The sequence below is a fragment of the Latilactobacillus sp. VITA-14 genome (genome assembly GCF_046580785.1).
Classification (GTDB): domain Bacteria; phylum Bacillota; class Bacilli; order Lactobacillales; family Lactobacillaceae; genus Latilactobacillus; species Latilactobacillus curvatus.
In genome coordinates this window covers 59965-71355 of the sequence record NZ_JBJKTM010000002.1, presented here as the reverse complement: position 1 = coordinate 71355, position 11391 = coordinate 59965, and the positions used below count along the sequence as shown (strand labels likewise).

At 42.4% G+C, this 11391-nt stretch carries 11 protein-coding genes and 1 tRNA gene; 11 read left to right on the top strand and 1 reads right to left on the bottom strand.

All coding sequences use genetic code 11. The features are described from left to right. Positions 1-43: 43 nt before the first annotated feature. The 3 genes from ACF1X7_RS01460 (at position 44) to ACF1X7_RS01450 (ending at position 980) form a co-directional block, all read left to right on the top strand. A tRNA-Arg gene (locus ACF1X7_RS01460) sits at positions 44-117 on the top strand. Between the two features lie 80 nt (positions 118-197). Then, positions 198-524 (top strand): MazG nucleotide pyrophosphohydrolase domain-containing protein, encoded by a 327-nt coding sequence (locus tag ACF1X7_RS01455; RefSeq protein WP_004270346.1) that lies wholly within the window; start codon positions 198-200, stop codon positions 522-524. 255 nt (positions 525-779) lie between these two features. After that, on the top strand, positions 780-980 hold the full coding sequence (locus ACF1X7_RS01450) for a cold-shock protein (protein WP_004270328.1): 201 nt from the start codon (positions 780-782) through the stop codon (positions 978-980). 145 nt (positions 981-1125) lie between these two features. Here the strand turns inward: ACF1X7_RS01450 and ACF1X7_RS01445 are convergent, their stop codons facing one another. Beyond that, positions 1126-1848 carry an SDR family NAD(P)-dependent oxidoreductase gene (locus tag ACF1X7_RS01445; protein ID WP_039098149.1) on the bottom strand — a complete coding sequence of 241 codons (723 nt, stop codon included), beginning with the start codon at positions 1846-1848 and terminating at the stop codon, positions 1126-1128. A 289-nt stretch (positions 1849-2137) separates the two neighbouring features. Between ACF1X7_RS01445 and ACF1X7_RS01440 the strand changes: the two genes are divergently transcribed. The 8 genes from ACF1X7_RS01440 to purB all read left to right on the top strand — a co-directional run bounded on the left by ACF1X7_RS01440 (position 2138) and on the right by purB (position 11324). Then, positions 2138-2575, top strand: coding sequence for a universal stress protein (locus ACF1X7_RS01440; protein WP_004270330.1), 438 nt, complete (start codon positions 2138-2140; stop codon positions 2573-2575). 162 nt (positions 2576-2737) lie between these two features. After that, the gene (locus ACF1X7_RS01435) at positions 2738-3916 is read left to right on the top strand and encodes a serine hydrolase (RefSeq protein ID WP_411162364.1); all 1179 of its coding nucleotides are present in this window, start codon (positions 2738-2740) and stop codon (positions 3914-3916) included. A 225-nt stretch (positions 3917-4141) separates the two neighbouring features. Further along, on the top strand, positions 4142-5659 hold the full coding sequence (gene glpK / locus ACF1X7_RS01430) for a glycerol kinase GlpK (RefSeq protein WP_064777015.1): 1518 nt from the start codon (positions 4142-4144) through the stop codon (positions 5657-5659). Between the two features lie 11 nt (positions 5660-5670). After that, positions 5671-7497, top strand: a complete 1827-nt coding sequence (glpO, locus tag ACF1X7_RS01425; protein ID WP_411162363.1) for a type 1 glycerol-3-phosphate oxidase — start codon at positions 5671-5673, stop codon at positions 7495-7497. 22 nt (positions 7498-7519) lie between these two features. Continuing rightward, positions 7520-8239 carry an MIP/aquaporin family protein gene (locus ACF1X7_RS01420; RefSeq protein ID WP_004270345.1) on the top strand — a complete coding sequence of 240 codons (720 nt, stop codon included), beginning with the start codon at positions 7520-7522 and terminating at the stop codon, positions 8237-8239. A gap of 171 nt (positions 8240-8410) precedes the next feature. Next, positions 8411-8896: a 5-(carboxyamino)imidazole ribonucleotide mutase gene (gene purE, locus ACF1X7_RS01415; protein ID WP_004265509.1), complete on the top strand. Its 486-nt coding sequence runs from the start codon at positions 8411-8413 to the stop codon at positions 8894-8896. Then, on the top strand, positions 8880-10010 hold the full coding sequence (gene purK, locus ACF1X7_RS01410; RefSeq protein WP_064777016.1) for a 5-(carboxyamino)imidazole ribonucleotide synthase: 1131 nt from the start codon (positions 8880-8882) through the stop codon (positions 10008-10010). Before purE ends, purK begins: the two co-directional genes overlap by 17 nt. A gap of 15 nt (positions 10011-10025) precedes the next feature. Next, on the top strand, positions 10026-11324 hold the full coding sequence (gene purB / locus ACF1X7_RS01405) for an adenylosuccinate lyase (protein ID WP_411162362.1): 1299 nt from the start codon (positions 10026-10028) through the stop codon (positions 11322-11324). Positions 11325-11391 lie beyond the last annotated feature (67 nt).

Genomic DNA, 11391 nt, shown 5'->3' with positions numbered 1-11391 from the left:
ATGTTGTACGGTATTCTGACAGCAAAAACCGTCAATCAATGAGGTCATAGTAGCTCAGCTGGATAGAGCAACGGTCTTCTAAACCGTAGGTCGCGAGTTCGAATCTCGCCTGTGACATTCAATAATTCTTGGAGACATCTAATTTCGCACATTGCTTGCGAGGTTAGGTGTTTTTTTAATGATGGAGTGAATGTAAAATGCAAGATTATTTAAAAGCGCATCAAACATGGTTAGTTGATTTTTATCAACAACGGAATTGGTATCGATTTTCACCATTAATTCGGTTGAACTTCTTGAGTGAAGAACTTGGGGAATTGTCACGGGCCGTTAGAACGATTGAACTTGGGCGTGATCACCCAGGGAAAAAAGTTAAAAACGACGTTGAAAAGCAAGCTAACTTAAAAGAGGAGTTAGCCGATTGCTTCGACCAACTGCTCATTATCTGTTCGAAATATGAAATTGAGCCTGAGGAATTGATGGCACTTAGCGAGGCAAAGTTTACAAAACGGTTCGAAAATGATTAGAAATTAAATATTTAAATAAAAAGTTTATGCGCTTTAAAGCCTATTTTAATAGCCTTTTGCGAATGAATTGCGAGCGATTTAGTCGATAGTTTTGGGATGCGGGTTGCTAATTAGAAAATGCCATGCTATACTGTTCAAGTAATCAAATTTTGAAACGTAATTTGAGTTTTGGATGCACAATACCTTCCTCTTTTACCTATCAATAATTTATTGCAACAAAAAACGTACATTGATATGTATCAGGAGGAAATTATTATGAACAACGGCACAGTAAAATGGTTTAACGCAGACAAAGGTTTTGGTTTTATCACTGGTGAAGACGGCAAAGACGTATTTGCTCACTTCTCAGCTATCCAAGGTGACGGTTACAAGTCATTAGACGAGGGCCAAGCAGTATCATTTGATGTTGAAGACAGCGACCGCGGTCCTCAAGCAACAAACATCGTTAAACTTTAATATTTGTGCCCCGCATCCGCGGGGTTTTTTTATACAATCAAATAAGTAAGGACCTGAGACAAAAACTGTCTCAGGTCCTTTTTTAGTTTAGTGGAAAATAATATTCTCATGTTGCCACTAATGATAAGCGATTTTATAGTCTCAATTACTCTGTTAAATACTGTAACAAATGCTTTTCGGCATTATCATAGTTGTATTGCCGAGCATTGAGTAACACCAAGTTGCGATCATTATCAAAAAAATTACCGGTGCTCTGCGTTAGATCGGGATGGAGTGCTAAGTATTTTCCAACTGGCACTTCAGTATGCAGCAATGTTTGGGAATAATGCGGTAGCTCATCCGTGACATTCCCTGGGAAAAATGAATTGACCGTAATCTCTTTTTCGGCCAGAAGATAACTGAGAAAGAGGGTTAATAAAGCTTTATGGGTTAATAACCACCTTGCACGTTGTAAAGTAGTCTCCTGTTCTTCGCAAATGCTGAGTTGTTGAATGATTTGCGGATCACCGGTTACGATAAGGACGCGACCGCCAGTTAATCGGTCTGCTAAGCCCATTGTTAGCTGATAATGGGGGACTAAATTAGCCTTAATATTTTCTTCTGTTGAGCTGGGGAAAACACCGGCAGTGTGCACTAGAACGTGTATTTTATCCACTTTATATTTGATGCTTGCCAGTGCTTGGTTGCGTCCTGATTTGGTCGCTAAATCGGCTTGGATAAAAAAGGCCGCTTTTCCAAGTTGGGCCACAGAAGCCCGGCCTTTTTCCGCATCCTGTCCAATGATAATGACTTGATGGCCTTCTGCAATGAGATCTTTGGCAATGCGATAGCCAATCCCAGATGTCCCACCGGTTATGACAATATCCATATGTGACAGTCCTTTCTTTTTCAAATTATTATTTAAGTTGATTGATTTAGAAATGAGTGCATGAGATAGCTATTAAGTGCTTTCGTTAATTAACTTAGGGTCAGTATATATTAGGCTTTTTAGAGATGCCAATTCTTTAACTCGAATTCGTGCACCATCGACGGTACTATAGCTATTAACTATATGTCTTTTGTTTAGGCAGTTAAATTGTCAAGGTCCTATTGGGTTCAGTATGATGAACATATAATTAGGATTCGCATTCATTTCATTAATAGGAGGGTGTTGCTAAATGATTACAACGTATAAGAAAATTTTAGTCGGGGTCGATGGATCTGACTTAGCGAACAAGGCATTTATGGAAGCTGTTGAAGTTGCGAAAAGAAATGATGCTGAGCTTTATGTGGCTCACATTATTCCAAGTACAGTCTATGTTTCACCGGACGCTAGTGTCTATGCCAAGATGACGGCGATGGAAAAAGATCGTGTGAAGGAGCAACTAGCGGCTAATATTCGTTACGCGAATAATCATGGGCTAACGAAGGTCACCCCGATTCTGGAAGTCGGCTCACCGAAAAAAGAAATTGCGATTCGCATTCCTGAAGAATATGGGATTGATTTAATCATGTTGGGGATTACGGGGAAAGGGGTCATTGAACGAATGATGATGGGATCGGTTGCCCAATATGTTAGTGCCCATGCTGCAACGAATGTTTTATTAGTTAAATAAGAACGTCTGGTTCCAAAAAAGCGGTCACGACATTTTTTGTCGCGACCGCTTTTTTGCGTGTGGTTAGATGACAATAATGTCACTGTTCAAATCCAAAAGCGTATTGTACATTAATATTGTAATAAATTAATGGATAGATTAGAAATTTCGGAGGGACAGTTGATGTCAAAAAAAGGGCGTCAAATTGGTGGTGTCATTGGTATTATGGTCATATTCGGTCTGGTAGCGGGCGGAATTGTGGTTCAGCGACAACATCACCAACGAGAAGTAAAAATCGCGCAACAACAAGCCAAGATTAAGCGCCAACGACAAGCGCAAGAAGCAAAGAAACAGCGCGAATCACAAAAAGTCGCTGCTGCTAAAGCAAAGGAAGAACGACTTAAAGCAGAAAGCCAACCGACAATTGTTGCAGAACAAGCGTTAGATGACTACTTAAAGCAAATTGGCTTTTCAGGTACCGCGTTAATTGTCCGCGATAAGCAAGTTTTGTTGGATAAGGGGTACGGCAGTGCTAATCGGGCCAAGCAGTTGGTGAATACGCCAGATACGCTATATGCGATTGGTTCAACTGAAAAAGCGTTGATTGCAACGAGTTTATTGCAGTTACAAGAACAAGAAAAGCTAAACGTCAACGATCCAATCAGTCGGTACCTCCCGGACTTTCCGAATGGGCAGCAGATTAAACTGACTGATTTTTTACATCATACATCAGGCATTGTCGGTCGGGACCAAGATAATCAGATGAAGACTCTCGACCAATTAATCGAAGAAATTATTAAAAATGGGATTAAGGAACAACCGGGCAAGTGGCACTATATGGATGCGAACTATATTGTGCTGACGAAGGTTTTGGAAAAAGTGAGTCATCAAGATTACAAAACGTATCTAAAAGAAAAAATTCTAAAACCAAGTAAAATGGCGCACACTGGTTTCATGACGGATCAATATTCGCGATTACCAGCGGCTTCCATTGGCTATCTGGCAAATGGCGCTGCGGGACAACTCCCCAATTTCACGCAACTACCAGGGGTCGGAGATATGTATATGACGGCGACTGATATGTACCGTTTTGACCGCGCGTTGTGGACTGGAAAATTAATTAATGAACAGAGTAAGGCTCAAATGTTCCAACCAGGGAGTACGTCCCACTATGGAATGGGCTTTTACAATGATCCAGCACTCATTATTAACCGTGGTTATTTGTCAGGCTGGAATGTGTCGAACGGATTTAGCCACGGTGGTCGAATCTATATCGTGTTATTTTCAAACGAAAAGAACGAAAAGGTTTCGCTCAGCAAGATGAACGGTGAATTATATACTAAAATAACTGCAACGATTTAAGTAAAAAAACGGGTTTAATGATTCAGATGAAGGACTTTAATTAGTGTTGATCTGAGATTATTGACCCGTTTTTTAATTTTGGATGTGCTACAAATGCCGAATTGGTAAGGATGTTAAATTGTGTAAAATTTAATTTGGGAAAAACGCTTTCTTTTTGGACATCGGTAATCTATAATAGTTTTCGAGGAAACGTTTTCCTAACATTGTTGTTAAAGGAGGATTAAGATGACTGAAAAATACATTTTGGCGATTGATGAGGGAACAACCAGTACTCGTTCAATCATTTTTGATCACAATGGTCAAAAAGTCGCCGATGCACAGCGTGAATTCCCCCAGTACTTCCCCGAACCGGGCTGGGTAGAACATAATGCAAACGAAATTTGGAACGCTGTTTTATCGACGATTGCAAACGCTTTTATATCATCGGGGATTCAACCCCATCAAATCGCGGGGATTGGGATTACCAATCAACGTGAAACAACTATTATTTGGGATAAGGAAACTGGTTTACCAATTTATAATGCGGTTGTTTGGCAATCAAGACAAACAAATGACATTGCCGAACAATTGAAGAAAGATGGGCATGAAGAATTATTCCATCAAAAGACGGGGCTATTAATTGATGCTTACTTCTCAGCGACTAAGATTCGTTGGATTTTGGATCAAGTGCCAGGTGCACAAGAACGAGCCGAAAAGGGCGAACTCCTCTTTGGAACCATCGATACTTGGATTACATGGAAGTTAACAGGTGGCGCTTCACACGTTACCGACTATACAAATGCAAGTCGGACAATGTTGTTTAACATTCACGATTTGGATTGGGACGACGAAATCCTCAAGATTTTAAACATTCCACGGGCCATGTTACCTGATGTTCGGTCAAACTCTGAAATTTATGGTGAAACAGCACCTTATCATTTCTATGGTAGCACGGTACCAATTTCAGGGATGGCAGGGGATCAACAAGCCGCATTATTTGGTCAATTAGCTCTCCAACCAGGGATGGTTAAGAACACCTATGGGACAGGTTCATTTATTGTGATGAATACTGGCGAAAAACCAACAATGTCAGCAAACAACTTGCTAACGACAATTGGTTATTCAATCAATGGTAAAGTCAACTATGCACTTGAAGGCTCAGTCTTCGTTGCTGGTTCAGCCATTCAATGGTTGCGTGATAGTATGCAACTGGTTGAAAAATCATCAGATTCAGAAGCAGCCGCTAAGGCTTCAACCAGTTTAAATGAAGTTTATGTTGTGCCTGCCTTTACAGGTTTGGGTGCACCATACTGGGACTCAGAAGCACGTGGTTCAATTCTAGGGATTACGCGTGGGACGAATCGACAAGACGTTATTAAGGCAACACTGCAATCATTAGCTTATCAAACTCGGGATGTCGTTCAAACCATGCAAAAAGATACTGGCATTGATATCAAAGTGCTCCGCGTTGACGGTGGTGCTGCAAACAACAACTATTTAATGCAATTCCAAGCAGATATTTTGAATAGCTCGATTGAAAAGGCAGCTAATTTAGAAACAACTGCAATGGGGGCTGCATTTTTGGCTGGTTTAGCAGTTGGTTTCTGGCAAGATACAGACGAATTGGCGCATATTTTCTCAGTTGGGCAACGTTTCGAACCAGAAATGTCTGAAGAAGAACGGGAAGATCTCTATGCTGGTTGGCAACAAGCAGTTGAAGCAACAAAGGTTTTCAAACATCGACCATATAAAATGCGTGAATGAGGAGGATTATAATGACATTTTCATTAGAAGGACGTCAACAAGTAATTAATAACTTAAAGAACGAACAACTTGATTTATTAGTAATCGGTGGCGGGATCACTGGTGCTGGGGTTGCTATTCAAGCGGCTACATCAGGCATCAAAACCGGTTTGATTGAAATGCAAGATTTTGCTGAAGGGACTTCATCACGTTCAACGAAGTTAGTTCACGGTGGTATCCGTTATTTAAAGACTTTCGACGTTGGGGTTGTTGCAGATACTGTTAGTGAACGGGCCGTTGTTCAAGGGATTGCACCTCACATCCCACGGCCTACACCAATGCTTTTACCAATCTATGATGAACCTGAAGCAACTTACGACATGTTTAGTGTCAAGATTGCCATGGATTTATACGATAAATTGGCAGGGGTAACTGGTACACAATATGCCAACTATACAATTGATCGTAAAGAAGTACTCCAACGCGAACCTGGCTTGAAGTCAGACCGTTTGATGGGTGCTGGTGTTTATTTAGATTTTGTCAATAATGATGCGCGCTTAGTCATCGAAAATATTAAAGAAGCTGACGAATTAGGTGCATCAATCGCAAGTCACGTTAAAGCAGTCGGAATGACTTATGATGCAAACGGTCGCGTAAATGGTTTGAAAGCACACGATGAATTAACGGATGAAACATTCGATATTCATGCCAAATTAGTCATTAATACTGCTGGCCCTTGGGTGGATAAAGTAAATGCTTTAAACACGGAAGTCAAAGCACAAGAAACACTTCGTCCTACTAAAGGGATTCATTTAGTTGTTGATAGTAGTCGTTTATCAGTGCCACAACCAACTTACTTCGATTCAGGCTTACATGATGGTCGGATGATTTTCGTTGTGCCACGCGAAGGTAAGACGTACTTCGGGACAACTGATACTGATTACACAGGCGATTTCAAACACCCACGTGTTGAACAAGCAGACGTTGATTACCTCTTAAAAGCAATCAACAATCGCTATCCTAGCGTTAATATCGCTTTAAACGATATTGAAGCTAGCTGGGCAGGTTTACGACCATTAATTTCTAATAACGGTAGCTCCGATTATAACGGTGGTGGTGCTAATAGCGGTAAGGTTTCAGAAGAATCATTCAACAACTTAATCAAGACAGTTGATGATTACGAAAACAAAACAGCTGCTCGTGCAGATGTTGAAAAAGCAATCAGTCAATTAAGAACGGCGCATGCTGAAGAATCAGTCAACCCATCACAAGTTTCTCGTGGTAGTGATTTGAAAGTGGCTGAAAACGGCTTAATCACTTTATCAGGTGGTAAGATTACTGATTATCGTAAGATGGCAGCCGGTGCGCTTGAATTAATCCGGGATATCTTGAAGAAAGATTTCAATGAAACAGTTCGTGAAATCGATTCTAAGAAATTACAAGTTTCAGGTGGGCACTTCGATCCAAATAACGTGGATGATACCCTTAAATTCTATGCAAAAGTTGCGATGAACAAAGGGATTGATGAAGAAGATGCGATTGATTTAGCAAACCGCTTCGGTTCAAACGTCAGCCGGGTTGTTTCATACGCGGACCAAGGTGCTGCTGAAGGCTTGAACTTGAAAGAAACAATCAGCTTAAGATACTCAGTTAACGAAGAAATGACATTAACACCAGTTGATTATCTTTTAAGACGGACAAACTTCATCTTATTCCACAATGATCAATTAGCAGCCATCAAACAACCAGTTGTTGATGAAATGGCGCGTTTATTGAACTGGGACGACGCTGAAAAAGCACGTCAAACAGAATTATTGGATTCAGCAATTGCTGAAGCACAATTAGACTATTTAAAATAGGACTTAACTTGGAGGAAATCTCATGGAACATTCAATAATGGTTCAGGCGCTTGGTGAACTTGTTGGGACGTTTATCCTTGTTCTTTTAGGGGATGGCGTTGTAGCGGGCGTTAGCTTAGCAAAAACAAAAGCCAACGGTGCTGGCTGGGTTGCTATCACGCTTGGTTGGGGCTTTGCGGTTACTTTAGGGGTATATACCTCTGCATTTATGGGACCTGCACACTTGAACCCAGCGGTGACGATTGCTTTTGCAATGATTGGCAAGACCCCTTGGGCAGCGGTGGTACCATTCATTATCGCCCAAATGATTGGGGCGTTCTTAGGCGCAGTTGTCGTTTGGATTCAATACTATCCACATTGGCAAGCTACTAAAGATCAAGCAGCAATCTTAGGCACTTTTGCAACTGGCCCTGCGATTCGCAGCCCATTTGCCAATTTAATGAGTGAATTGATTGGGACATTCGTCTTAATCTTCGCTTTATTAGCATTAACACGTGGTGAATTAACAGCCGGTTTGAACCCATTAGTGGTTGGGGTGGTTATCACAGCAATCGGTCTATCACTTGGTGGGACGACTGGTTACGCGATTAACCCGGCTCGAGATTTAGGCCCACGGATTGCCCATGCAGTCTTGCCGATTGCCAACAAGGGTGATTCAGACTGGTCATACAGCTGGATCCCAGTTGTCGGTCCAATCATCGGTGGGATTTTAGGTGCATTACTCTTCGTTGTATTGCCATAACGATAAAAAAACGATTAACCAACAGGTTAATCGTTTTTTTTTGTGTATTTATGATTTAAATACGAATTATTAAATGTATTTATGTAAAATAGTTCGTGAAATATTTTGACATATCAGATGAAGATTGTTAGAATCAAAGCATAATCAACAACGAGAAAGTGGGCAAAGAATATGAGTGATGTGGCACTTGTTATGGGCTCTATATCAGATTGGGGAACAATGGAACAGACCGCTTCTGTATTATCGGAGTTGGGCGTGAGTTATACGAAACAGATTATTTCTGCTCATCGGATGCCGGATGAAATGTTCGCCTTTTCAAAAGAAGCACAGGCGAACGGGTATCGTGCGATTATTGCTGGTGCGGGTGGTGCCGCACATTTGCCGGGGATGATTGCTGCCAATACAGTCTTACCAGTCATTGGCGTGCCAATTCAAAGTAAGGCACTTAGTGGGCTGGATTCTTTATTATCAATTGTGCAAATGCCAGGTGGCGTACCAGTGGCGACGGTTGCGATTGGTAAAGCGGGGGCCGTTAACGCTGGTATTTTAGCGACACAGATTTGTGGCTTGCAGGTCCCAGCTTATCAAGTGGCACTGCAACAGTATCAAGCACGGATGCATGCAAAGGCGGTGGCAAGTAATGCAGACTTTGACTAACCAAATTTTACCAGGGCAAACGATTGGGATTGTTGGTGGCGGTCAGTTAGGTCAGATGATGACATTAGCGGCTAAAGAGATGGGGTTTGCAGTGATTATCTTAGATCCGCAGGCAGACTGTCCAGCCGGACAAGTCGCGGATGATCAAATTGTGGCAGCTTATGATGATCAGGCACAAATTATGATGTTAGCGCAACGTGTCGATGTGTTGACATATGAATTTGAAAACGTCGATGCTAAGACGATTGAAGCTGCCCGAGAATATACATGGATTCCTCAAGGGACGAAGGCGCTACGGATTGCTCAAGACCGATTGTTGGAGAAACAATTTCTTGTTGACCAACAGCTACCACATGCCACCTTTGAGATTGTAACGACCCCTACAGAATTAATACCAGCTGTTAAAAAAGTTGGTTTTCCTTGTATCTTGAAGATCACGCGCGGTGGATATGATGGTAAAGGACAAGTCATTCTACGGTCCGCAATGGATATGGAGGTGGCTCAACGGTTGTTAACCGCTAGTGTTTGTGTATTAGAAGCGATGGTCCATTTTGATCAAGAAATTTCGGTCATAATTAGTCAGAATTCAGCTGGGCAACAAGCCGTTTTTCCCGCAATCGAGAATCAACACCGAGATAACATTTTACATATCAGCATCTGCCCGGCGCGCATTTCAGCGGCGTTAGCGGCACAAGCGGAATCGGTTGCGGCAAAAATTGCCACGCAGATTGAATTAGTCGGCACGTTAGGTGTCGAGTTTTTTGTCGGCCATGACGGGCAACTCTACGTTAATGAGATTGCACCGCGGCCGCATAATTCAGGTCATCTAACGATTGAAGCGTGTGACTTTTCTCAATTTGCAACCCACATTCGGGGCGTCTGCAACTGGCCACTCCAAACACCACAATTGTGGCAATCAGCGGTAATGGTCAATATTCTTGGGCAGCACTGGCAAGCAGCGCTAACAGCCAGTCGGCAGTCAGCAGATTGGCATTATCACGACTATGGCAAAGTGGTTCAAAAGGTCAACCGCAAGATGGGCCACGTCACGTTATTAACGCCGGCTGTTGATGAAACGTTAACGGCAATTAAAAAGACTAAAATTTGGGACTAGAGGGGACGCTAATAAATGATTGAACGGTATACAAATCCTGAAATGGGTGCGATTTGGACGGACCAGAATAAATATGAGGCATGGCTGGTAGTTGAAATTTTAGCGGATGAGGCTTGGTCAGAACTCGGACACATTCTGGCTGAAGATGTTGCGAAAATTCGTGCCAATGCGATGTTCTCAATTCCACGGATCTTAGAAATCGAACAGGAAACGCGGCACGATGTTGTCGCCTTCACCAGAGCAGTTTCTGAATCACTTGGAGATGAACGCAAGTGGGTCCACTATGGTTTAACATCGACCGATGTGGTGGATACGGCGTATGGTTATTTGTTGAAACAAGCCAACGCCATTTTGCGGGCCGATATCGATGCGCTATTGGCGGTGATTGCCAAACAAGCCAAACGTTACCAAGATACGGTCATGATGGGCCGAACGCATGGTGTTCACGCTGAACCAACGACGTTTGGGTTGAAGCTAGCACTATGGTATTCGGAATTAAAACGACATAAGGCACGTTTTGAAGAAGCTGCAAAAGGCGTTGAAGCCGGTAAAATTAGTGGGGCGGTGGGCACGTTTGCCAATATTCCACCGTTTGTCGAAGCCTATGTGTGCGAACATTTAGGAATTCGCGCCCAAGAAATCTCAACACAAGTCTTACCACGGGACTTGCATGCTGCCTACGTGGCTGAAATGGCGTTACTAGCAACTTCAATCGAGAAGTTTGCGACTGAAATTCGGGGTCTCCAAAAATCTGAAACCCGCGAGGTCGAAGAATTTTTCGCGAAAGGCCAAAAAGGCTCATCAGCAATGCCCCATAAACGGAATCCGATTGGTTCTGAAAATATTACGGGCTTGGCACGCGTGATTCGCGGACACATGGTAACGGCGTATGAAGACGTTGCACTCTGGCATGAACGTGATATTTCGCATAGTTCTGCCGAACGCATCATCTTACCGGATACTACGATTTTGTTGGATTATATGCTTCGACGGTTCACCAAAATTATGACGGACTTGACAGTCTTCCCAGAAAATATGAAGCGTAATATGGGGCGGACTTTCGGGTTGATTTACAGCCAACGGGTTCTTTTGAAGTTAATCGATCATGGGCTTTCGAGAGAAGCGGCTTATGACTTGATTCAACCTAAAACGGCCCAAGCTTGGGATCAACAAACTGATTTCAGACCGTTGTTAGAAGCGGATGACCGGATTATGAATGTGTTGACGCCCGCTGATTTAGACGACGCGTTTGATTACCATTACCATATTCGCCGCGTCGCAGAAATCTTTGACCGCGTTGGTTTGGGCGAATAATGATGAAAACTTTGAAATGAGGTTATTTCAAAGTTTTTTTACACCCTAATGTAACGCGAACGATTAT

Excerpts from the sequence above, each read along its gene's own strand:
- purE (WP_004265509.1), top strand. The coding sequence starts at position 8,411 with ATGAGTGATGTGGCACTTGTTATGGGCTCTATATCAGATTGGGGAACA.
- ACF1X7_RS01440 (WP_004270330.1), top strand. The coding sequence starts at position 2,138 with ATGATTACAACGTATAAGAAAATTTTAGTCGGGGTCGATGGATCTGAC.
- ACF1X7_RS01445 (WP_039098149.1), bottom strand. The coding sequence starts at position 1,848 with ATGGATATTGTCATAACCGGTGGGACATCTGGGATTGGCTATCGCATT.
- purB (WP_411162362.1), top strand. The coding sequence starts at position 10,026 with ATGATTGAACGGTATACAAATCCTGAAATGGGTGCGATTTGGACGGAC.
- glpK (WP_064777015.1), top strand. The coding sequence starts at position 4,142 with ATGACTGAAAAATACATTTTGGCGATTGATGAGGGAACAACCAGTACT.
- ACF1X7_RS01435 (WP_411162364.1), top strand. The coding sequence starts at position 2,738 with ATGTCAAAAAAAGGGCGTCAAATTGGTGGTGTCATTGGTATTATGGTC.
- ACF1X7_RS01455 (WP_004270346.1), top strand. The coding sequence starts at position 198 with ATGCAAGATTATTTAAAAGCGCATCAAACATGGTTAGTTGATTTTTAT.
- ACF1X7_RS01420 (WP_004270345.1), top strand. The coding sequence starts at position 7,520 with ATGGAACATTCAATAATGGTTCAGGCGCTTGGTGAACTTGTTGGGACG.
- glpO (WP_411162363.1), top strand. The coding sequence starts at position 5,671 with ATGACATTTTCATTAGAAGGACGTCAACAAGTAATTAATAACTTAAAG.
- purK (WP_064777016.1), top strand. The coding sequence starts at position 8,880 with ATGCAGACTTTGACTAACCAAATTTTACCAGGGCAAACGATTGGGATT.
- ACF1X7_RS01450 (WP_004270328.1), top strand. The coding sequence starts at position 780 with ATGAACAACGGCACAGTAAAATGGTTTAACGCAGACAAAGGTTTTGGT.